Below are 22,409 nucleotides of genomic sequence, written 5' to 3' on the forward strand. Positions count from 1 at the left end.
TGTTGGTGAATGGTAAAAAAATGAGGGTAAATGGTTAACAAAGGTTGATATAACATATAACAACCTTCTTTTAAAAATTTTTAAGCAGCTGCCCGTACTCACGTGCGAGAGCTTCGGGAGGGTAATGCGCATTTAGCCCGCTGGGATTTGGAAGCACCCAAAGCCTTGTTTTGCCAATAAGCTCTGGTTGCGGCCCAATGCTGGCGTTTTTCCGGCCGAAGGCTGTCCGGTATGCCGTAATACCTAACATTGCCAGCACCTTTGGCTCAAATTCAAGCACCTTCTGTACCAGTATTTCACCACCCTCAATAAGTTCTTTTGTACTTACTTCAGCAGCAGTAGCCGTCGCTCTCTCTACAAAATTAGTGATACCACAACCATAGTCCAGTAGCTCTTCCTGTTCGTATGGTTTCAGCAACCTGGGGGTAAAGCCAGCCGCATACAAGGTGGGCCAGAACCTGTTACCAGGCCGCGCAAAGTTGAAACCTGTTGCAGCTGTATAAAGGCTCGGATTGATGCCACAGAACAATACCTGCAGGTTTTCAGCAATCAGATCATTTACCTTCCCGCCTGCAGCTGCGGCTATTTCTTCTTTGGTTGGTTTGTAGAATTTGTTCATTACATCAACAGCAACTATACTTTAAAATGCATTTACGGCTGCTACAAAAAGAGTTAAAAATAAGTGCAAATTTTCTTCTAACCTTCTGCCACTACTAACGTAAAACAAACTTCAGGAATTTTACTATCACTATATAGCGCTCACGCTTGGCTCACTTTCATACATTAAGCTTCACTCAGAATAAGTACCTGGTGCTCTTTAGAAGCAAATTTATTGCAGCAGCCCCGGAACTTTCGGAAAGTACTGCCAGTGTGCGCAAACCTCTTTTCTAAAACGTTAACTAAAGCTATTAGACAGTGTATCAGGCAGACATCTACGCAACCCGCACTTTTCTGAAAGAACTCCTAGAACGCAGCACCAACTTCAAAGCCATGGAATGGCTTGAGAAGAAGCTGGACCTTGCTGCTGCCGGAAACGATAAAGATTTTTACCTGGCGTTCAGCGCAGCGCCACGGTTTGTCGGGAAAGACAAGCTGCAGTACACAGCAGCTGACGCTGAGAAAGCACAACTGATACGGAAAGGCTTTGACCCCAGCCGCTGGACAACAGCACAAACAGCTCGCACCTTACTTGTACTCTCACTTCCGCATGATGATGCAGAGGCGTTTTTGAATAAAATAGAGACCTTATTTAGCACAGCTGATATGGGTGAACTGGTAGCGCTGTATGCTGCACTCCCATTACTCCCCCATCCGGAACTGTTCATAAAGAGGGCCGCAGAAGGGTTCCGTACGAACATGGGAGATGTATTCGAGGCTGTAGCCCTGGATAACCCCTATCCTGCTGATTACATGGAAGATGACGCCTGGAACAACATGGTGCTGAAAACACTGTTCGTGGGCAAACCGATCTTCCGAATCTACGGCATTGAAAAACGCCGCAACGCAAAGTTAGCCCGCATCCTTTCTGACTATGCCCATGAACGCTGGGCTGCTGGCCGCCCTGTTTCCCCGGAACTATGGAGACCAATCGGGCCATTTATAGATGATAACATCCTGAAAGATATTGAAAAGCTGTTCTCGCAGCCAAACGAACTTGAACAGGAGGCTGCCGCTTTGGCCTGTGCCCAGAGCGAATCCACGCCGGCCAAAGAACTGCTGAACGCACACCCACAGCTTAAAGCCCGTGTAGAGAACGGTGAAATTACCTGGAGCCTTATTGGTGAAAAGAATCTATCCCTGAACTAACATCTCAAACATAATCTTACCTATCCTTTTAATCTGAGCTTATGAATACGCATAACCTGATGCTGATCGACCCGCACATCCACATGACTTCCCGTACTACCGATGATTACGAGCGCATGCGCAAAGCAGGCATCGTAGCCATTATTGAACCTGCTTTCTGGCTGGGCCAGCCACGTACAGAAGTCGGTTCGTTTAAGGATTATTTTAGCAGCCTGGTAGGCTGGGAACGTTTCAGAGCAAGCCAGTTCGGTATTAAACACTATTGTACCATCGGATTGAACTCTAAGGAGGCTAACAACGAAGCACTCGCCGAGCAGGTGATGGAATTGCTGCCGCTTTTCGTTTGCAAAGAGGGTGTAGTAGGTGTTGGAGAGATCGGGTATGATGACCAGACAGCTGCAGAAGATAAGTTTTTCCGGGCACAGCTCGACCTGGCAAAAGAAGTAGGCCTTCCGGTGCAGGTGCACACCCCGCACCGCGATAAGAAAGCCGGCACCATTAAAAGTATGGAAGTTTGTCTGGAGCATGGAATAGCCCCGGACATGGTGATCATAGATCACAACAACGAAGAAACAGTAAAAGATGTGCTGGACAGAGGTTTCTGGGCCGCCTTCACGATCTACCCTAATTCGAAGATGGGCAATGAGCGTATGGTAGAAGTTGTGAAGAAGTATGGCTCTGAGCGCATCATCGTAAACAGCTCCGCCGACTGGGGTGTTTCTGATCCGCTTTCTGTTCCAAAAACTGCGTCTCTGATGTTGGAACGCGGCATTGCTATAGAAGATGTACGAAAAACCTGCTATCAGAATGCTTTGGATTCTTTCGGAAAGAGCGGCCAGATGCACGAATCCGACTGGCTGATACCGGCAACTGTAGACCAGCGCGAGAAGTTTTCCGATAACTCTGTTTTAAGAGGAGGCCAGACACCTGTTGTAGGGGAGATCTCTACAGACAGTAAGTTAGAGTCAAACATTGTTCGCTAGGCATGTCTAAACTTGTAGCTTACCTGCAGCTAATGCGCCCTGCAAACATCGTTACCGCTATAGCTGATATCATGCTCGGCTATGCAGCTTCCGGTGCGCTGCTGTCGCTTTCGTTGTGGGACAATGGTTTCAATTCAAATAGTTTATACTTATTGGGCTGGCTGGTGCTGTCTACGATTGGTTTGTATGGCGGGGGCGTCGTGTTTAACGATGTTTTTGATGCCGACCTGGACCGTGTGGAACGCCCTGAACGCCCCATACCAAGTGGTAGAGCCACAGAAACAGGCGCAGCCACACTGGGGAGCTTGCTTTTAGCAGGCGGAATTCTGGCAGCCTGGCAGGTTTCCGGTATCAGTGCCGTAATTGCTTTAACTGTAGCCCTGCTCGCCCTGTTATACGACTGGAAAGGCAAACATCACCCTGTATTTGGCCCAATCAACATGGGTGCATGCCGCGGTGGAAACCTGCTGCTTGGCGTCAGTGCCATTCCAGCTGCACTTTCCAGCCTTTGGTTCATTGCATTTATACCTATCATTTATATTGCAGCCATCACCATGGTGAGTCGTGGTGAAGTACATGGTGGCAACACAACGGCACTGAAGGGTGCTGCCTTGATGTATGCCATTGTGTTTGCCGGGATCATCAGCCTGGCTTTGCTGCCACAGTTCAACCTGCTATACAGCCTGCCGTTCCTGTTGCTTTTTGCTTTTATTATTTTCCCGCCGCTTTTCAGGGCAATGCCTGCCAGAGAGCCCAAGATGATCATAAAAGCAGTAAAAGCCGGCATCCTGGCCCTGATCGTGATGAACGCAAGTATAGCAGCCGGTTTTGCCGGTTGGCAGTACGGACTGATCGTACTGCTTCTTTTGCCAATATCCGTATACATAGCCCGAAATTTTGCAGTTACATGAAATACGCTTTCCGTGTATCGTGCTTTATCTTCCGTAAGATAAACGCATACCTACACTCCTGACCATGATTTACGTACTTACCCATATACACTGTATTACCCACAACCCCTTAAGATGAAGACAATAGAACAGACGTTTCAGGTGCAGTTCAGGTATGGGGTTTACTTTACCGAAAATCTCTTTGCATCAGATAACAACCTGTTAACTGATGTACTGGCTCATAACAACACCGGGGAGCCTCGTAAGGCACTGTTTGTAGTAGACAGTGGCGTAGCGCAGGCACACCCCTCGTTGTTCAGGCTAATTGACTCCTACGCTGCTGCACATGCTGATAAGATAAAACTGGTAACAACGCCTATCCTCATCCCTGGAGGCGAAGAGGCCAAGAATGATCCGGATCTGCTGCAGCAACTATTATCTGCTGTGAATGAGTATGGCATCTGCCGCCATTCCTACCTTATCGCCATTGGTGGCGGTGCTGTGCTGGACCTGGCAGGTTTTGCTGCTGCCATTGCGCATAGGGGCATACGCCTGGTGCGTGTACCCACTACAGTGCTTTCGCAGAATGATTCTGGTGTTGGCGTTAAGAACGGAATAAACGCATTCGGCAAGAAAAACTTCATCGGCACCTTCGCTCCTCCCGTAGCCGTGATCAATGACAGTAACTTCCTGCTTACACTCGAAGACCGCGACTGGCGCTCCGGTATCTCTGAGGCTATAAAAGTTGCTCTGATCAAGGATGCAGTCTTTTATCAGCGCATCAAACAGGATGCGCAAAAGCTGGCAAACCGCGACATAGAGGCCATGCAGGAGCTTATTCATCGTTGTGCCGAACTTCATGTAGAACATATAGGAGGCGCAGACCCCTTCGAATTCGGATCGTCGCGGCCACTGGACTTCGGCCACTGGTCTGCCCATAAACTGGAGCAGATCACTAACTACAGGCTTCGCCATGGCGAGGCTGTATCCATCGGTATTGCGCTGGATGTAGTTTACGCACAACTGGCTGGCATGCTATCCAAAGCAGAATGTAACGATGTGTTGGAACTGCTGCAGGAGCTTGGATTTGATCTTTTCACACCTGAGCTGGCGAAGCAGGAACAATCAGGCCAACTTTCCATACTTAAGGGACTTACTGAGTTCCGGGAGCACCTGGGCGGGCAGTTAACGATCATGCTACTAAACAGGATAGGCACAGGAGTTGAAGTACATGATATTGACTCTTCGTTGATGCAGCAGGCCGTAAATACACTGCAACAAAAACACCAACCCCAGAAGCTTACACAAGTATAACCATTGGTAGGGACCGCTGAAAAATTCAGCCGTTGATTTTTCATCAAATTTGCAAACCATGTACCTGGATAAAGGCTACCATCTTACCTATTGCACCAATATCCATCCCGGCGAAACCTGGGACGAAGTATACCAGAACCTTAAAGAATATCTCCCACCACTTAAAAAAGAACTCTCACCAGATAAACCATTTGGTGTCGGTCTGCGGCTGTCGCATTTGGCTAGCAAGGAGCTATTGAGCCATGATGTGCTGGAAGAATTTAAGCAGTGGCTGAAAGTACAGGAACTCTACGTTTTTACCATGAACGGCTTTCCGTACGGCGGTTTCCATCACCAGGAAGTAAAGGATAATGTACATAAACCCGACTGGACAACAGAAGCACGGTTAGGGTATACTGTCCGGCTGGCTAAAATCCTGGCTGAACTCTTACCCGATGGCATGGAAGGAAGTATCTCCACTTCTCCTCTCTCCTATAAACCATGGTTACTGGAAGCAGATGCCGCAAAGGTAAAATCTGTTTATACCACCAGTACAGAACATCTTATAGAACTGGTGGAGGCGCTACTGGAAATCAAGCAAAAGACGGGCAAAACTATCCACGTTGACCTGGAACCTGAACCTGACGGCTTGCTTGAAAACTCTAAAGAGATAATCAACTATTACCAGGAGTGGCTTTTGCCCATCGGTGTAAAAAAACTACAGGACTCAAAGGACTTTACCAAAGAGGAGGCACAGAAGGCAATCTACAAGCATTTGCAGATATGCTATGATGTCTGCCATTTTGCGCTGGCCTATGAGAAACCTGCCGAGGCTTTTTCCAAGTTACGACATGCAGGAATAAATATCGGAAAGATTCAGCTCAGTGCCGCCCTCAAAACCGAGCTGCCAGAAGATGTGGAAACACGGGCTGAGATTGCTGAAACCATGTCAACGCTTGCTGAGTCTACGTACCTGCACCAGGTGGTAGAACGAAGTGAAGACGGTGAACTGACACATTACCCTGACCTGACATTTGCCTTGCAACATATCCGTAAACCAAACGCGGTAGAATGGCGCACGCACTTCCATGTACCGCTATTTACAAAACAGTACAACGGACTACAATCCACACAGGAGGATGTGGCAGAAGTGCTACGCTTGCTGCAACAGGAGCAGGTAACAAAGCACCTGGAAGTGGAAACTTATACCTGGGAAGTGCTGCCGGAAGAAATAAAAAAAGACCTGTCAACATCCATACAGCGAGAGCTGGAATGGGTTTTAAAAACAATAAACACACAACATGATGCAGAAGACGGTAGTTCTGGACGTAGTAGGCCTCACCCGGTCACTCATCGGTAAAAACACCCCTTTTCTGGCCAAGTGGGCCCCAGAAGCACAGCAAACAAGTATAAAACCCGTACTTCCGGCCGTTACCTGTACCGCACAATCTACTTATATCACCGGCAAATGGCCTTATGAGCATGGCATTGTTGCAAACGGCTGGTATTTCCGTGAAGAGGACGAAGTAAAGCTGTGGCGTCAGTCAAACAAACTGGTGCAGGCACCTAAAGTATGGGACGTAGCCCGTACTGCTGATACGAATTTTACGGTGGCTAATATGGGCTGGTGGTACAACATGAATACCACCGCCGATTATACTTTAACGCCACGCCCTCAGTACCTGGCAGATGGCCGTAAGCTACCCGACTGTTATACCCAACCCGCTGACCTGCGCGATAAGCTACAGGCGAAGCTTGGCACGTTCCCCTTGTTCAACTACTGGGGCCCGAAAACCTCCATCAAATCGAGCAAGTGGATCGCAGATGCAAGCAAGATCACAGATGACCTTTATGATCCTACCCTCACACTCATCTATTTGCCGCATTTAGACTATAACTTGCAGCGTTTCGGCCCCTCGGACCCACGTATTGCCAAAGACCTGCAGGAAATCGATGCAGTAGTCGGTGACCTGATCACTTTCTATGAGGCTAAAGGAGCACAGGTGCTGGTACTATCTGAATACGGTATTTCTGATGTGAATCAGCCCATCCATATCAATCGTGTATTGCGTGAGAACGGCTACATTAACGTGCGCGTAGAGCGTGGAACAGAGCTGCTTGACACAGCTATTAGCGAAGCTTTTGCCGTGGCTGATCACCAGGTGGCGCATGTATACGTGAAAGACGAAGCCAAAATTGCCGATGTCAAAAAGCTGCTACAACAGGTTGATGGCATAGAAGAAGTATTGGCTGGTGATGAACGCCACAAGTATAACCTGCCCCATGAGCGTTGTGGCGAAATAGTAGTTGTTGCAAAGGCCAATGCTTGGTTCACCTACTATTTCTGGTTAGATGATGCCAAAGCTCCGGACTATGCCCGCATGGTAGATATTCATAAAAAGCCTGGCTACGACCCGGTAGAGATGTTCATTGATCCGAAGATAAAATTTCCGCTGCCCCTGGTGGCTGGCAAACTACTTCGTAAGAAACTCGGTTTCCGTACAGTATTGGATATTATTCCGCTGGATGCCTCGCTGATAAAGGGATCACATGGCCGGATACCTGAAGATAAGAATGAGTGGCCGCTGCTACTGACAAAGTATAAAACAGAATTACCCCAGGAAGTGCAGGCAGTGGATGTATTTGATATCATACTTCGGCATCTGCAGGTACCTAAGCCAGAGCCAGTGTTTATTGCTGAAGCATAGTAAATAGAAACGTATTGAAAAAGAGCGAGGCCACTGTCTTTACAGTGGCCTCGCTCTTTTTATACTTTATACTTTTACTCCGCCGGAATGGTAAAGCCGAGATCTGTACTAATCAGGAAGGCCTTTAATCCGTCACTTCTCCAGTATTGCGAAGCACGTAGCTCTATACTTTTCAATTTAGTATCGTGGCTGCTGAAAGGCAAACCGAACTTCGCCACGCCAAACAAAGGCGAATAACGTACCCCTAAACCAACTTTATTACTTGTCAGGTCAGAGAGGTCGTAATCAGAAGTATAGAACTCCTGGCTAAGCGAGTGCTCTTTGAATGGTGCGAAATAATCCGCTGCTGTTTGCGTATGGAACCGATAAAAAGGATAGATGGAGAAGAATGGCCCCAGCTTGAAAGGCAACTCTACCTCCGCTGTACTTCCTACAATGCCCCAGTCATCTACATAAAAACGATAGAACATTCTGGCCGTGAGCAGGTCACTCAGGTAGTAATTAGCACGCAGGCCAACCGGTAACTTCAGGCGGCTATCTGGTAGTTTCTCTACCAGCGGCTCTGCCTGCTCCTCTACATACACCCTGTGGAATGGCGTAGAAAGTAATCCGGTCTGGTACACTAGATCTGCAGAAAGGGAAACCTGCAAACGCCGGTTGATAACTTGTGCCACATTGGCAGAAAAGTTAAACGACTGTCGCTTGTCGGTATCTACCCAGTCTCTACCACGCAGCTCTATCGGGTAAATAATTTTCCATTTATCAAAAAACACCTGGCCGGCAAAGCTCACTTCACGGTTACCGTCAGCCGACTCCTTTGCCCAACTTGCCGCCAATGACACTGAATTGTAATCATACTCATTGGAGCCACCAACCGTAATGCTTTTAGTTACCCGGCTAAGGCTGTTACGCCTACTGAGGCCAACATTAATATGCGTGCGTGTGTCAGAACTAGAGGCAGAAGAAACATTAAAGTCAATGTTATCAGTGGAGGCAGACGAATAAAAGTCCATCCCGAAGTTCACCAGCAGGTTTGTCACCGTATCCATCGGCACATTAACAATGATGGTTGGGGTAACGTCTGTTAACTCTTCCGTACCTATACCACCGGTTACCGGTGAATGGTTACCGTCCTGGGTATAATAACTGGCAAGTATATTTACATCGGCAGGAGGCAGGTCCTGCACGCGCCGGCTATTTCTGGGTACCGAGTTTTGAGCAAATCCACTAAATGAGGCCATGGCAAAGGCAGCCACAAAACCAATACATCTGTATACTAATTGCATCCGCAACCTCCTCCCACTTTTCCTCCGTTAGCACCAGAGGTACCCTCACGGTACGATTCGAAGTTGGTCTCAAAACTCTCCAGTTTGCGGGCACTTAGTTTCATTTCTTCCTCGTTCAGATAAGCTTTCTGAAAAGGTTTTACTGCCTCACAACTGCTCATTATTGCCATTAATGAGCCAGCGGCAAGTAAAATTCTATACTTTTTCATAGTTCAGTAGTACGCTTAATTTTCTGTAGCAGTTCTAGTTGCTCCAGGCTTTTTCTTATTCTTATAAAAGTGCAGGTTCATTCCTTCTGATGTCACGAGTTCATCCTCATCCGTTATCAGCAGGCACTCCACTCCTTTTAGTTGGTTGATCAGGTACAGCCCCTCCTCCTTTCCTAATACAGACACGGCAGTAGCCAGTGCATCAGCCAGTTCCCCGTTCGGGCAGACAATGGTCACGCTTTTTAGGCCAGAGGCTGGTTTACCTGTACGAGGATCAATAATATGTGAATAGCGTTTGCCATCAATCTCGGCAAATTTCTCATAATTACCTGATGTCACCACAGCAGTATTATCAGCGGTAAGCCACGAGAAAACCTTATCCTTCTCCAGTGGGTCGGCAATGCCTACATACCACGACTCGCCATCAGCTTGTTTGCCCCAGGTAACCAGGTCGCCGGCTGCATTCACTACGCCACCTGCAATGCCCATTTCTCGCATTATATCGCGGGCACGGTTAGCGGCATAGCCTTTGCCTATGGCCCCAAATCCGATCTTCATACCGGTCTCCTTCAGAAAAACACTGTGATTGTCCGGGTTAAGGATAATGTTCCTGTAATTTATTTTGGAAACTGAGGCAGCAGTTTGCGCTGGTGTAGGCAGTACTTTCATACTTCCGTCAAACTTCCACACTTTATCAATGGAGGCAAAGGAGATATCGAAGTCTCCACCGGTCATCTTAGAAATACGGTTACTGCGGCTAATGAGATCGAAAAGCTCCTGGTCTACTACCACAGGCTTAATGCCGGCATTACGGTTTATCTCACTGGTCTGTGAAGTTGGTTGCCATTCCGAGATCAGTGCCTCAATTCGTTGAATTTCTTTGATCCCGGCATCTATGGCTTCCCAGGCTTTCTGCTCATCGCGGGTAACAGCGGCTAGTTCAAAACGTGTGCCCATAAGCAGTAGCACCTTCTTATACTGCTGCGGCTCTTTGGTGGGTAATCGCTGTGCCTGCACCTGTAGCAGGCTAACACAGCAAAAGAAAAGCGATAGTAACAGGCTGCGGTGCTTCATGTCCAAAAGTAATAAAAAAAAACCCACTCCGGTGGGAGTGGGTTTGGTATTAATTTTTCTGAAGCTCTTTCAGGTGCTCAACATATTTTTCAGGGCCTCCTGCTTTGTAACCTGTTTTGGCAATAATATTGCCGCTTTCATCGGTTAACACAACCAGCGGGAATAAGCCTTCTTTGTCATACTTTGCAGCTAATTCCTCATTTTGTTTTGTCAGATCTGCTGAAAGCTGGTTCTTTTTCATTCTCGGGAAATCAAGCTCCAGCAGTACCAGGTTATCTTTCGCGTACTGCTTAAACTCCTGCGACTCCCAAACCTCCTTGCGCAACATTATACATGGCTTACACCAGTCAGACCCTGCAAATACCATCAGAATAGGCTTATGTTCAGCCTTTGCCTGGGCAGCAGCGGCCTCATATTTCACTTTCCAGTCATTGCCTTCTGCACTTTGAGCAAAAGCGGCATTCAGGCTCAGTGCCATTCCAAGAACTAGGGTAAAAAGAATTCGCTTGATCATAATCTCATTGTTTAAGGTTCTGCTGCTGCAGCTGCAGCTACCTACCTAAATGCTAAAACGATGCCAGAAAGTTTCTGTGGTAAAAAAAAATCTGACATATCTGAAACAGGAACTTATAGCCCGGATTTACCCAGGAGGTTCCATCTGAACAAATAATGAACGCTAGATGTTGGCCATGGAGCAATACTTTGCACCTCAGATGAAGTAATTTTACAAAACTTTTTGTTAATTGTGTAAGTCTACTAGCTACAACTGCTGTATCTTTGTAGTATTAGTATAGATCAAAACATGAAATTGTACCGCCGTATCATTTTGCTGACCCTCACGCTGCTGGTGCTCGTCTCCTCGACGGGTATGGCCGTAGGCATGCATATTTGCGGTGGAAAGCTACGCGATGTTACTTTCTTTGGAGCAGAGGCAAATTGCCCGATGGCCCAAAAGCAGCAGCAAAAACTGCCGCCGTGTCATTCACCAAAAGAGAAAAAAGCTGACAGCAACACCTGCTGCGAAGATCATCAGCTACAGATAAAAGAGTTGGGTGATGCCTTCAGCCATAAGATCACCACCCTGAGCAAGCTTGAGCAACTTAAGCTTTTTGCAGTTGTGAAGGCTGTTGTGCTGCAGTTTTATACTTCCCATAATACAGAAGCCCCCCGCTACGCGCTATACGAGTCTCCCCCACTGGCCCAAGACATACCGGTGCTGGTACAGTCTTTCCTTCTATAACCTTACAGTATTAGGTGCCACTTTGGTACACTGAACAGCTGCGGCTATACTTTGCCCGCTGTACGTACTACCATACCTTTTTTACATCGGCACTACTCCGCTTAGCCTCACCCTATGTGGCTAATTACTTCTGTTTAGGTTTAGAACATCATTATCATGATCGAGAAATTAATCTCTTTTTCGCTACGAAACCGGGTATTCGTGCTCCTTATATCTGCCATACTTTTTGGCTGGGGGCTTTATTCGGTGCAGACAAATAAGGTAGACGCCATTCCTGACCTGTCGGAGAACCAGGTGATCGTTTTTACAGAGTGGATGGGTCGCAGTCCGCAGATCATAGAGGATCAGGTAACTTACCCGCTGGTAACCAACCTGCAGGGCCTGCCCGAGGTAAAGTATGTGCGCGGCAGCTCCATGTTCGGGATGAGCTTTATTTACATCATTTTTGAAGATGATACGGACATTTACTGGGCCAGGTCACGGGTGCTGGAGCGGCTGAACTCTGTAGGTAATGTGCTGCCCCAGGGCGTAACCCCTTCGTTGGGTCCAGACGGCACAGGTGTGGGCCATGTGCTATGGTATACCCTGGATGCACCGGGAATGGACCTGGGTGAGCAACGGGCCATTCAGGACTGGTATGTTAAGTTTGCGCTGCAGAACGTGGACGGGGTAAGCGAAGTAGCCTCTTTCGGAGGTTTCCAGAAACAGTACCAGGTAACGGTAGACCCAAACAAACTTACTTACTACAACATCACGGTGCCGCAGGTGATACAAGCGGTGCGGGCCAATAACAACGAAGCCGGCGGCCGCAAATTCGAACGCTCTGATATCGGTTATATTATCAAAACCACTGGCTACCTCAAGTCTGCAGAAGAGATCGAAACCATTGCTATTACCACCAACAACACCATTCCGGTGAGAGTACAGGACGTGGCCACCGTGCAAATGACCGGAGAAAGCCGCCTCGGTATTTTTGACCTGAACGGTGCCGGCGAAGCTGTGGGAGGCATAGTGGTGATGCGCTACGGTGAAAATGCAGAGGAAGTGATCTCCAACGTAAAGGAGAAGATGGCCGAAGTTTCGAAAGGCCTGCCGGAAGGTGTGAAATTCAACATCGTTTATGACCGCAGCGGCCTGATCCACGAAAGTATAAACTCAGTTAAAAACACCTTGATCGAGGAAATGATCGTGGCCTCTGTTGTGGTGTTCCTCTTTCTGTTCCACTGGCGCAGCGCCCTTGTTATCATCATTCAGCTGCCGCTTTCTGTTGCTATTGGATTCATCTTGCTGAATGCTTTCGGCATCTCTTCCAACATCATGTCACTCACAGGTATCGCCCTCTCAGTGGGTGTGATAGTGGATGATGCCATTGTGATGGTGGAAAACTCTTACCGGCATCTGGCAGAAGCTTCGAGAGGAAAGAAGTGGATGGAAGAGGAAGTAAACAGATAAGGAAGATTCAGTTATTCAAACTTGAATTCAATGAAATTAGATAAAGAAACCAGACTCCGAATCATCGAAAAGGCCAGTAAGCAGGTAGGCCCCAGCGTGTTCTGGAGTACGATCATTGTGATCACTTCTTTCCTTCCGGTGTTCCTGCTCACCGGTCAGGAAGGCAAACTGTTCAGCCCCCTGGCCTGGACGAAGACCTTTATACTTATAGTGGATGCCATTGTGGCCATCACCCTGACGCCGGTGCTCATCTCCTTCTTTCTGAAAGGGAAGTTTCGGGACGATAACGCCAACCCGATCAACCGAGGTTTGGAGCGGGTGTATGGGCCTGTGCTCAAATGGTGCCTGAAGTGGCGCAAAACAACCATTGGCATTAACGTTGTAGCCTTGCTGGTCGCTATTCCGATGCTTTTCAGTTTAGGTACCGAGTTCATGCCGCCACTGGATGAGGGTTCCATACTTTTCATGCCTGTAACGCTGCCCGATGTTTCTAACGCCGAAGCTAAGCGGATTCTGCAGGTACAGGATAAGATCATCAAGTCGGTCCCGGAAGTGGAGAGTGTACTGGGAAAGGCAGGCCGCGCCAGCACCGCAACAGACAACTCCCCTATCAGTATGATCGAGACCATCATTATGCTGAAACCGCGCTCAGAGTGGCGAGAGGGAATTACGAAACAAGACATCATCCAGGAGCTGGATTCTAAGCTGCAGATACCGGGGGTAGTAAATGGCTGGACGCAGCCTATCATCAACCGCATCAACATGCTGGCAACGGGTATTCGTACCGATGTGGGTGTGAAAGTTTACGGCCAGAACCTGGATTCAGTGTATGCCGTGTCGGAGCGGGTGAAGCAGCAACTAGAGTCTGTTCCGGGTGTGAAAGACCTGTATGTGGAGCCAATCACCGGGGGCAAATACCTGGAGATTGACATCAATCGGGAGGCGCTGGGCCGTTATGGTTTAACAGTGGACGATGTGAACATGACCATCGAATCAGCGCTGGGCGGGGCCAGTATAGGCAATACCATCGAGGGCCGCGAGCGTTTTTCGATCAATGTGCGCCTGGCGCAGGAGTACCGGAACAGCGTGGAACGCATCAAGCGCATTCCACTGCAAACGGCCGCTGCAGGCACCATTCCACTTTCATCTGTGGCAAGTATAAACTTCACTGACGGTCCTCCGATGATAAACTCGGAGAATGCGCAGCTGCGTGGTGCCGTGCTTTTTAACGTGCGTGACCGCGACCTGGGCGGTACGGTAAAGGAAGCCATGGAGAAGATCAATGCTGAGGTTACGGGTATACCCGAAGGTTACTACCTGGAGTGGAGCGGACAGTGGGAGAACCAGGTACGTGCCACGCAAACGCTGCAGGTCATCATTCCACTGGTGCTTGTCATCATCTTTCTGATCTTATACTTCTCTTTCAAATCGCTAAAGGAGGCGCTGCTGAATCTGATCACCATTCCGTTTGCCCTGGTAGGTGGCGTGTTTATCGTGTACTTCTATGGCGTGAATTTATCCGTGGCAGTGGCCGTAGGCTTCATTGCGCTGTTCGGTTTGGCCATAGAAACAGCCATGGTGATGGTGGTGTACCTGAACGAAGCAATGAAGCAACTGGTGGATACCAAAGGAAATTCTTCCGAAACGATCACCAAGCAAGACATCCGCGACTATGTGTTTATGGGTGCGGCCAAGCGCCTTCGTCCGAAGATCATGACCGTATCGGTGGCCCTATTTGGTCTGATACCAGTGTTATGGGCAACCGGCGTAGGTACCGATGTAATGCTGCCCATTGTGCTGCCGATGATCGGTGGTGTGTTTACCTCCTCCATCCACATTCTGCTGGTTACGCCGGTAGTGTTTGAAATGACGAAAGAGTATGAACTGAAGAAACACGGCAAACTGGAAATCTACGATGCAAAACATTAAGATATATATATCGCACTCGTTGATACAATTTATCATTTCCCGTCTCGGAGGGGTTAGGGGTGGATTCCTGACCACTGCAATTTGTCTGCTCTTTGCAACTCCAATTGTGGCGCAGCAACAACCAGTTGCCCTGGACAGTGTGCTGCAAAAAATCCGAAGTAATAACCCGATGCTGCAGCAGTACGACCTGCGTGCCAAAGCGCAGGATGCCTACGCCGAAGGTGCCACCGGTTGGATGGCTCCCATGGTGGGTGCCGGGGTGTTCATGCTGCCTTACCCGGGCCAGAACGTGGAGAGCGACGAGAAAGAGGGGTCATACATGATCTCAGCAGAACAGGCGATTCCGAATCCGGCCAAGCAACGGGCGAAGCAGGCGGTTTATGATTCCAGGGCAGCTATAGAGTTGGCGAAGGCAGAGGTGGCTTATAATGAGCTTCGCTCACAGGCTAAAGTGGCATACTATAACTGGGTAGTGCTGGAGAAGAAGCTGGATGTGCTAAAAGATAACGAGCGCATCATGCAATACATGCTTAAGCTGGCACGTATCCGCTACCCTTACAGCCAGGGCAAGCTAGGCAGTATTTATAAAGCCGAGGCGCGCCTGCACGAGGTGGAGAACATGCTGCTCATGACGCGAAACGAGATCCTGCAACAGAACGTGCAGTTGAACATCCTGATGAACCAGCCCAAAGAGCAGCAGTTCAAAATCGACACGCTGGTACGTATACCGGAGCCGGTACTTCTTGCCGCTGATACCACTTACCTGAACGATTCGCGCAGTGATATCCGCCAGCTCGACAGAACCATTGAAAGTATGCGCCTGGGGGTGGAGCAGGAAAAACTGGAGCGCAAACCGGACTTCCGCCTGCGCTTCGACCACATGACGCCCCGCAACAGCATGATGCCGAACCAGTACACGGCCATGGCCATGGTCTCCATCCCAATCGCCCCCTGGTCCAGCAAAATGTACAAGGCTAACACAAAAGCTATGAACCTGGAGATAGAGGCGATGCAGCGGGAGCGTGAGAATATCATAAATGAGGCGCAGGGAATGGTGCGTACTATGGCGCTGGAGCTAAATGCCAAGCGGGAGCAGGTAGAAAATTACCGCACAAAGATCCTCCCGGCCCTGAAAAAGAACTACGACGTTACGATGCTGGCTTATGAGCAGAACAGCGCCGAGTTACCAGAGGTGATCGATGCCTGGGAAGCACTGAACATGGCCCAGATGGAGTACCTGAACAACCTGCAGGCACTGTATCAGTTGACTGTGGCTTACGAAAAAGAGCTGGAAAGATAAATTTGAATAAATGGCTTCTGAATAACAGGATAAAGTCTTCTTGATGCAGCATTCAATTATTCAAAATTAAAAAGTTAAAAAAATGAAACGATACCTGAACATATTTCTTCTGCTGCTGGCCGTGGCCTTCAGCGCCTGCTCCGAGCAAGCGCATGAGCACGACGGAGAGGAAGCGGCGCAGGAGACCACCTATACCTGCCCCATGCACCCGCAGATCGTGCAGGACGAGCCCGGCACCTGCCCGATCTGTGGCATGGACCTGGTGCCCACCTCCGCACACGGCGAGGACATTGAAATCACGGATGACCTGGCGTTTCTCCTGCAGCCTACCAACGAGACGGTAGTGGCGAACATTAATACTGTTAAACCTGAAAGCAAAGCAGTACCGACCTCTGTTGAAATGGAGGGCCTGATCACCTACGATGAACGTCGCATCTATTCCATTCCCGCCCGCGTGGGGGGCCGCATCGAGAAGCTGTTTATAAAATATAATTACCAGCCGATCCATAAAGGGCAGAAACTGATGGAACTCTACAGTCCTGAACTGTTGACGGCGCAAAAAGAGCTATTATACCTGGTAAGATCTGCACCAGAGGACAAGGCACTGATCGAAGCGGCCAAGCAAAAGTTGCGTCTGTTAGGTGCTACCGATGCCCAGATCAGTCACCTGATCCGCACTGGTGAAGCCAGCTATACTTTCGCCATTTATAGCCCTTATGATGGTTACGCCATTGGCCTGAACACCACGGCTCCTTCGGCCACTCCGAGTTCTACTCCTGTTACAGCACCCAATGCAGGAGGTATGGGTACAGCTAATCCTGGCATGGACCGTTCCAGGGCAGCAACACCTCCGGCAGGCAGTGAGCTGCAACTGCGTGAGGGCATGTATGTCAGCACAGGTCAGCCGCTGCTGCGAGTGGTAAACCCGAACCAGTTGTGGGCAGAGTTTAACATCCCTGCCGGCGAAGTAACCTCCATTGCCAAAGGTGCTCCGGTGCAGATTACTTTTCCGCAGTTGCCAGGCGAAAAGCTGGAAGCACAGGTTGATTTCCTGCAGCCGTTCTACGAAGCCGGTGAGAATTTTGCCAAAGTTCGGGTAAATCTGCCGGGTAAGCAAAAACTGGCGCGTGTAGGGCAGCTGGTGTCAGGAACTGCCACCTATACCACTGCCCGGGCCTTATGGGTGCCCCGCAAAGCCGTGCTGGACATAGGTACTCGTTCAGTTGCTTTTAAGAAAGTAGGTGGCTCCTTTAAACCTGTAGCTATTACCGTCGGCACTATTGCCGGCGATCAGGTGCAGGTAGTAAGCGGACTGGAGCAGACAGATGTGATAGCTGCCAATGCCCAGTTTATGGTGGACAGTGAAAGTTTTGTAAAGATAAATGAGTGATTATGCCAATAAGTGATTGCGTGATTCTTGACTCAATCACTTATCTAAAAGTATAAAAAAATGAAACGATACCTGAACATACTCCTTCTGCTGCTGGTCGTGGCCTTCAGCTCCTGCTCTGAGCAGGCGCATGAGCACGAAGGAAAGGAAGCGGCGCAGAAAACGACCTATACCTGCCCCATGCACCCGCAGATCGTGCAGAATGAGCCCGGCACCTGCCCTATCTGTGGCATGGACCTGGTTCCAGTATCGCAGAGCGGAACCGACAAAGGAGAACTCATGCTGAGCGAAAGCCAGATAGCTTTGGGCAATATCAAAACGAAACGAGTGAAATTTGGCGATGTGAACAGCAACACCATCCTAACCGGCAAACTGGTTCTCGACGAAACACAGACAGATGTGATCAGCAGCCGTGCACAAGGTCGTGTAGAAAAGCTATACATAAAAGAAACAGGTCAAACTGTGCAGAAAGGGCAGCCACTGTATGAGCTGTACTCAGAAGAACTCCTGACCTTACAACGCGAGTACCTCCTGGCTTTGAAACAGAACCAGGAGCTGGGTAAGGAAAATCCACGCTTCGCCTCTTTTCTGGAGGCCGCCAAACAAAAGCTCCTGCTCTTCGGACTGACAGAAGGCCAGATCAGAAACCTGGCAAAGAACGGAGGACTTGATGCGCGTGTTACTTTTGTGGCACCCACTTCAGGGGTTATAACCGATGTGGCCGCTGCCGAAGGGCAGTACGTGGCCGAAGGTTCTGTATTGTACAGGATAGGTAAGCTTGGTAAGATATGGGTAGAGGCAGAACTGTACCCGCAGGAGCTGAACAATGTACAAGCCGGTGACGAGGTACTGGTTTCGGTGCAGGGCTTTACGGAAGATGCTGTCCCAGCCAAAGTCACCTTCATCAGCCCTGAGTACAGGCAGGGCAGCCAGGTAGCCATACTACGCGCAGAGCTTCCTAACAAAGATGACCAGTACCTGCCGGGCATGCAGGCTAATGTGACGCTACCCGGTAAGAATGGTTCGGAACTGGTGCTGCCTAACGATGCGGTGATCCGGGATGAAAGCGGAAGCCATGTGTGGGTGCAAACATGCAAAAATACATTTCAGGCACGCATGGTAAAGATTGGCGATGAAAGTACTGAAAATGTTGCTATTCTTTCCGGTATCAGGGAAAACGATCAGGTGGTTACTTCTGGAGCTTACCTGCTTTACAGCGAATTTGTACTAAAAAAAGGAGCTGATCCTATGGCAGGACATAACCATTGATCTTAAAACGGATCTTAAATGATGGGATAGCTTTTCCTTCATTCAAGATCCAGCTTATACTTTATAATCAAAAATAAAATTCATTCAATAATTCAAAATCAGTTAACATGAAAAAGACGCTTTTTACTGCAGCCGTTGTAGCTGCCTTCACATTTACTGCATGCTCCGGGAACACAACCGAAAACACAGATGCTACCACAGAGAATCATGAAGGGATGAATCATGAGAACATGGAAGGCATGGACCATGACCAGATGACAACTGCTGTAGTAGTTGAAACACCAACATTTGAATCGGTGTCGGAGCCAATGCAAACACAAATTGAGCAATTGGTAGACCAGTATATGAAACTGAAAGATGCTTTAGTAGCCTCTGACGCCAATGCTGCCAAAGCTGCAGCAAATGAAGTATTGACAATTGCCAAAGCAATGCCTGTTGCCACACTTACAACTGATGAGAAAGCCTTTGCCGAAGAGAAAACAGCTGAGGTTGTTAGCAGCGCTGAAAAAATTGCGGCTTCTAACGATATTGCGGCACAGCGTGAAAACCTGGAACCACTCTCTACGTCTGTGTTCTCTATGGCAAAAGCATTTGGTGCAGCAAAAGGTACATTATACTACCAGCACTGCCCTATGGCTCTGAACAACAAAGGTGGCTATTGGCTGAGCTCCAGCGAGGAAATTAAGAACCCATACTTTGGCGAAGCCATGATGGGCTGTGGAAGCACAGAAGAAGTGTATAAAAAGTAAAGTAAAAAAGAACAATAAGGAAAGCGGGCCGCGTATGGTCCGCTTTTTTTTTTGCCCATACCTCCGCTGTTACAATTTTTTTGAATCACCAGACAACCTTTCCTCCCTCCGCTCTATCTACTGGTAAATATTCAGCAATTACTATGGAACATAACCAGTCCCCTATCCCAAAACGCAAGATGTTAGCAGAGGAAATCTTACAGTTCGTCTAAAAAACCAAACAGTACCTTGTTATACAAAGTACTATAAATTACCTTTGTATCATTACCAATTACCACGACACTAAACAAAATAACACTATGAAAAAATTATACCTCTTACTCCCGCTTTTATTACTCTTGTGTAGCACATTGTCCTTCGGACAAGCGGAAGGCATGCTTACCGGCCTGGTTCAGGACGAGAAAAACCAGGCGGCTGGCTTTGTAAACGTTGCTGTATTAGATGCCGCCTCGGCTAAAGTTGTTACCGGAGCGATTGCCGACATGGATGGCCGCTTTATGATCAAAACGCCTGCTGCCGGAAAGTACCTGCTTAAGATTAGTGGCCTAGGTTACGTAGAAATGCAGACGCCGGCCTTTGAGGTAAGCGGACCTGGCATGTCAAAAAACTTCGGCACACTCCAGGTTAAAGCAGATGTAAAAACACTGAGCGAGGTTGAGATACAGACGCTGCGCCCTACTGTTACCACAGAACCGGATAAGATGGTGGTAAGTGTAGAGAACACAGCCATGGCAGAAGGCAATACCGCATACGATGTGCTTACCAGATCACCGGGTATTTGGGTGGATCAGGATGGCAATATCCAACTCAACGGCAAGGGTGGTGTGCAGGTAATGCTGAATGGCCGCCGTTCATACTTATCTGGTAAGGAGTTGCAGAACCTACTACAAAGCATGTCTGCTGAGAACCTTAAGAACCTCGAGCTTATCACAAATCCTTCCTCCCGATACGATGCGGAAGGAGCATCAGGTATCATCAACATCAACCTGAAAAAAGGACAAGATTCAGGTATGAACGGCAGTATATATGGTGGCTATCAGTTCAACAGCCTCAGCACTTATACTTCCGGTACTGAGATCAGCCATAAGAAAGGCAACTGGAACTCCTTCGGAAGCCTTAACCTGAACCGCCGCATGCGCTACCGTGATATGGACATGGACCGCTTGTTTTTGGCAGAGAATGGCTCAAAAACAAAATTCGACCAGATCGGCTACGAGCGAAATGAACGCCTGGAGCCGTCTCTTCGCATGGGCACCGATTATGATCTGAATGAGCGCCACAGCATTGGCGCCATGGCCAACATCATCACAAACTGGAGCAACATGTCCTTTAACACTGAATCCTACTTACGCAACGGAGAGAATAAGTTTATTGACGCCACCAACAAAAACAGTGGTACTTATGCCAACGGATCGTTTAACCTGCATTATTTGGGCAAACTAGATACTACAGGCACTACCCTGTCTGCCGACCTTGATTATGTACACATCAGCAGCGAAGATGAATCTACTTTTACGAATATTTTCTTCACGCTGCCCGCTACAACCCCAGACTCTACGCAGTTGCTCAGCAACAAGAACCCAACCAGTTACGATATTTACTCTGCCAAAATAGATTTTATCAAACAGCTAAGCAAGAAAACAAAGCTTGAACTAGGCGCAAAAGCGAGCCATGTGAAGTCTGATAACGAGTTGCGATTCTTCAAGATGCGTGACGAGACACAAACGTTCGATGACAAGCGCAGCAACCATTTTATCTACACCGAAAATATTTTCGCAGCCTATACCAGCGTCTCTGCCACGCTTAACAACAAATGGAGCTTGCAAGCAGGCCTGCGTGCCGAGCAAACTTTGTCAAATGGAAACTCTATCACCAAAAATCAGCAGACGGATCGCAGCTATCTGAACCTGTTCCCTACCTTGTTCGTGCAGCAGAAAGTGAGCGACAATTACCAGATTGGATATAAGTACAGCCGCCGAATAAGCAGACCCCAGTACAGCGCCTTGAATCCATTCATCTTCTACCTGGATCCTTATACATCTGCACAGGGCAACCCACAGCTAAAACCACAGTACATCAACTCTTTTGAGATGACCCACACGTTTAAGCAGACTTATAACCTAGTACTGGGCTACGCAGTAACGAAAGACTTTATAGGTGAAATGCCAGAGCAGAATCCGGAAACGAACACTACCGTTTTCCAGCAGCGTAATATCGAGGACCTGAAAAGCGCTACTGCCACACTTGTTGCTCCTATAAAAGTTTCGAATAAATGGGAGATCAACAACAACATAACCGGAATGTACCAGGAGTACACCAACATGACCAAAAGTGGCGTGGTAGTGAACGATCAGGTTTCAGTTATCGCTAGTACAAATCATACTGTGTTGCTGCCTCAGGGTTTCCGACTAGAGGCCAACGCGAACTACCAGGGTCCTGTAGTATTTGGTTTATACCACGTAAAGCCGCAATGGTGGATGGATGCTGGTCTGAAGCGTAGTTTTATGGATGATAAGTTAAGCCTTTCCCTGAATGCAAGCGACATCTTTAAGAGCCGTGTACTTAAAATAACAACAGAACTTAACGGAAACGAAAACAACATCGATCAGTACCAGGGCCTGCGAGGTGTACGGGTAAATCTGCGTTACCGCTTTAGCAAAGGCACCAAGTTCCAGTCTAAAACACGCAATACAAACCTTGACGAATTGAACCGAACAGGCGGCAAATAAGCCGGTGAAATATTCTAAAAAAGGGCAGTGGCTATAGTCACTGCCCTTTTTTATGCAAAATTATAGACACTTTACTTGAGGTGAATTACCTTTATGCTTTCA

The 22,409-nt window shown here is 48.3% G+C and carries 17 protein-coding genes and 1 pseudogene; 13 read left to right on the plus strand and 5 right to left on the minus strand.

The window, feature by feature from the left end; genetic code table 11:
* Positions 1 to 70: 70 nt before the first annotated feature.
* The gene (gene mug / locus ACSX1A_RS08905; RefSeq protein WP_439883278.1) at positions 71 to 619 is read right to left on the minus strand and encodes a G/U mismatch-specific DNA glycosylase; all 549 of its coding nucleotides are present in this window, start codon (positions 617 to 619) and stop codon (positions 71 to 73) included.
* 296 nt (positions 620 to 915) lie between these two features.
* On the opposite strand from mug, the gene ACSX1A_RS08910 reads away from it, so the two are divergent.
* The 6 genes from ACSX1A_RS08910 (at position 916) to ACSX1A_RS08935 (ending at position 7,680) form a co-directional block, all read left to right on the plus strand.
* Positions 916 to 1,806: an EboA domain-containing protein gene (locus ACSX1A_RS08910; protein WP_439883279.1), complete on the plus strand. Its 891-nt coding sequence runs from the start codon at positions 916 to 918 to the stop codon at positions 1,804 to 1,806.
* Between the two features lie 41 nt (positions 1,807 to 1,847).
* Entirely contained in the window at positions 1,848 to 2,789 is a 942-nt protein-coding gene (locus ACSX1A_RS08915; RefSeq protein WP_439883280.1) for a TatD family hydrolase, read from the plus strand.
* Positions 2,790 to 2,791: 2 nt separating this feature from the next.
* Entirely contained in the window at positions 2,792 to 3,700 is a 909-nt protein-coding gene (eboC, locus tag ACSX1A_RS08920; protein WP_439883281.1) for a UbiA-like protein EboC, read from the plus strand.
* Between the two features lie 114 nt (positions 3,701 to 3,814).
* Positions 3,815 to 4,993 (plus strand): 3-dehydroquinate synthase, encoded by a 1,179-nt coding sequence (locus ACSX1A_RS08925; protein WP_439883282.1) that lies wholly within the window; start codon positions 3,815 to 3,817, stop codon positions 4,991 to 4,993.
* 58 nt (positions 4,994 to 5,051) lie between these two features.
* Complete coding sequence (eboE, locus tag ACSX1A_RS08930) at positions 5,052 to 6,332, plus strand: metabolite traffic protein EboE (RefSeq protein WP_439883283.1); 1,281 nt, start codon at positions 5,052 to 5,054, stop codon at positions 6,330 to 6,332.
* On the plus strand, positions 6,277 to 7,680 hold the full coding sequence (locus ACSX1A_RS08935) for an alkaline phosphatase family protein (protein WP_439883545.1): 1,404 nt from the start codon (positions 6,277 to 6,279) through the stop codon (positions 7,678 to 7,680). The genes eboE and ACSX1A_RS08935 overlap by 56 nt, the downstream gene beginning before the upstream one ends.
* A gap of 74 nt (positions 7,681 to 7,754) precedes the next feature.
* Here the strand turns inward: ACSX1A_RS08935 and ACSX1A_RS08940 are convergent, their stop codons facing one another.
* The 4 genes from ACSX1A_RS08940 to ACSX1A_RS08955 are packed head-to-tail and all read right to left on the minus strand — an operon-like array spanning position 7,755 to position 10,763.
* Complete coding sequence (locus ACSX1A_RS08940; RefSeq protein WP_439883284.1) at positions 7,755 to 8,966, minus strand: DUF3570 domain-containing protein; 1,212 nt, start codon at positions 8,964 to 8,966, stop codon at positions 7,755 to 7,757.
* The gene (locus tag ACSX1A_RS08945; RefSeq protein ID WP_439883285.1) at positions 8,957 to 9,175 is read right to left on the minus strand and encodes a DUF4266 domain-containing protein; all 219 of its coding nucleotides are present in this window, start codon (positions 9,173 to 9,175) and stop codon (positions 8,957 to 8,959) included. Before ACSX1A_RS08945 ends, ACSX1A_RS08940 begins: the two co-directional genes overlap by 10 nt.
* A 15-nt stretch (positions 9,176 to 9,190) precedes the next feature.
* Complete coding sequence (locus tag ACSX1A_RS08950) at positions 9,191 to 10,249, minus strand: FAD:protein FMN transferase (RefSeq protein ID WP_439883286.1); 1,059 nt, start codon at positions 10,247 to 10,249, stop codon at positions 9,191 to 9,193.
* A gap of 49 nt (positions 10,250 to 10,298) precedes the next feature.
* Complete coding sequence (locus ACSX1A_RS08955) at positions 10,299 to 10,763, minus strand: thioredoxin family protein (RefSeq protein ID WP_439883287.1); 465 nt, start codon at positions 10,761 to 10,763, stop codon at positions 10,299 to 10,301.
* 288 nt (positions 10,764 to 11,051) lie between these two features.
* On the opposite strand from ACSX1A_RS08955, the gene ACSX1A_RS08960 reads away from it, so the two are divergent.
* From ACSX1A_RS08960 to ACSX1A_RS08990, 7 genes and pseudogenes are all read left to right on the plus strand, one after another.
* Positions 11,052 to 11,489, plus strand: coding sequence for an HYC_CC_PP family protein (locus tag ACSX1A_RS08960; RefSeq protein WP_439883288.1), 438 nt, complete (start codon positions 11,052 to 11,054; stop codon positions 11,487 to 11,489).
* Between the two features lie 156 nt (positions 11,490 to 11,645).
* Positions 11,646 to 14,870, plus strand: a pseudogene (locus ACSX1A_RS08965) (efflux RND transporter permease subunit).
* Positions 14,857 to 16,170, plus strand: a complete 1,314-nt coding sequence (locus ACSX1A_RS08970; protein WP_439883289.1) for a TolC family protein — start codon at positions 14,857 to 14,859, stop codon at positions 16,168 to 16,170. The pseudogene ACSX1A_RS08965 and the gene ACSX1A_RS08970 overlap by 14 nt, the downstream one beginning before the upstream one ends.
* An 82-nt stretch (positions 16,171 to 16,252) precedes the next feature.
* Positions 16,253 to 17,560 carry an efflux RND transporter periplasmic adaptor subunit gene (locus tag ACSX1A_RS08975; RefSeq protein ID WP_439883290.1) on the plus strand — a complete coding sequence of 436 codons (1,308 nt, stop codon included), beginning with the start codon at positions 16,253 to 16,255 and terminating at the stop codon, positions 17,558 to 17,560.
* A 60-nt stretch (positions 17,561 to 17,620) separates the two neighbouring features.
* Positions 17,621 to 18,829 (plus strand): efflux RND transporter periplasmic adaptor subunit, encoded by a 1,209-nt coding sequence (locus ACSX1A_RS08980; protein WP_439883291.1) that lies wholly within the window; start codon positions 17,621 to 17,623, stop codon positions 18,827 to 18,829.
* Positions 18,830 to 18,936: 107 nt separating this feature from the next.
* A complete protein-coding gene (locus tag ACSX1A_RS08985; protein ID WP_439883292.1) occupies positions 18,937 to 19,578 on the plus strand; it encodes a DUF3347 domain-containing protein in 642 nt (213 codons plus the stop codon).
* 299 nt (positions 19,579 to 19,877) lie between these two features.
* Entirely contained in the window at positions 19,878 to 22,307 is a 2,430-nt protein-coding gene (locus ACSX1A_RS08990) for an outer membrane beta-barrel protein (RefSeq protein ID WP_439883293.1), read from the plus strand.
* The last annotated feature ends 102 nt before the right edge of the window (positions 22,308 to 22,409 follow it).

The organism is Pontibacter sp. MBLB2868 (assembly GCF_051904785.1).
Classification (GTDB): domain Bacteria; phylum Bacteroidota; class Bacteroidia; order Cytophagales; family Hymenobacteraceae; genus Pontibacter.

Bases quoted from the DNA above. Each gene is read 5' to 3' on its own strand.
- ACSX1A_RS08975 (WP_439883290.1), top strand. From the start codon at position 16,253: ATGAAACGATACCTGAACATATTTCTTCTGCTGCTGGCCGTGGCCTTC.
- ACSX1A_RS08990 (WP_439883293.1), top strand. From the start codon at position 19,878: ATGAAAAAATTATACCTCTTACTCCCGCTTTTATTACTCTTGTGTAGC.
- ACSX1A_RS08955 (WP_439883287.1), bottom strand. From the start codon at position 10,763: ATGATCAAGCGAATTCTTTTTACCCTAGTTCTTGGAATGGCACTGAGC.
- mug (WP_439883278.1), bottom strand. From the start codon at position 619: ATGAACAAATTCTACAAACCAACCAAAGAAGAAATAGCCGCAGCTGCA.
- ACSX1A_RS08960 (WP_439883288.1), top strand. From the start codon at position 11,052: ATGAAATTGTACCGCCGTATCATTTTGCTGACCCTCACGCTGCTGGTG.
- ACSX1A_RS08985 (WP_439883292.1), top strand. From the start codon at position 18,937: ATGAAAAAGACGCTTTTTACTGCAGCCGTTGTAGCTGCCTTCACATTT.
- eboC (WP_439883281.1), top strand. From the start codon at position 2,792: ATGTCTAAACTTGTAGCTTACCTGCAGCTAATGCGCCCTGCAAACATC.
- ACSX1A_RS08950 (WP_439883286.1), bottom strand. From the start codon at position 10,249: ATGAAGCACCGCAGCCTGTTACTATCGCTTTTCTTTTGCTGTGTTAGC.
- ACSX1A_RS08970 (WP_439883289.1), top strand. From the start codon at position 14,857: ATGCAAAACATTAAGATATATATATCGCACTCGTTGATACAATTTATC.
- ACSX1A_RS08980 (WP_439883291.1), top strand. From the start codon at position 17,621: ATGAAACGATACCTGAACATACTCCTTCTGCTGCTGGTCGTGGCCTTC.
- ACSX1A_RS08925 (WP_439883282.1), top strand. From the start codon at position 3,815: ATGAAGACAATAGAACAGACGTTTCAGGTGCAGTTCAGGTATGGGGTT.
- ACSX1A_RS08945 (WP_439883285.1), bottom strand. From the start codon at position 9,175: ATGAAAAAGTATAGAATTTTACTTGCCGCTGGCTCATTAATGGCAATA.
- eboE (WP_439883283.1), top strand. From the start codon at position 5,052: ATGTACCTGGATAAAGGCTACCATCTTACCTATTGCACCAATATCCAT.
- ACSX1A_RS08940 (WP_439883284.1), bottom strand. From the start codon at position 8,966: ATGCAATTAGTATACAGATGTATTGGTTTTGTGGCTGCCTTTGCCATG.
- ACSX1A_RS08935 (WP_439883545.1), top strand. From the start codon at position 6,277: ATGCAGAAGACGGTAGTTCTGGACGTAGTAGGCCTCACCCGGTCACTC.
- ACSX1A_RS08915 (WP_439883280.1), top strand. From the start codon at position 1,848: ATGAATACGCATAACCTGATGCTGATCGACCCGCACATCCACATGACT.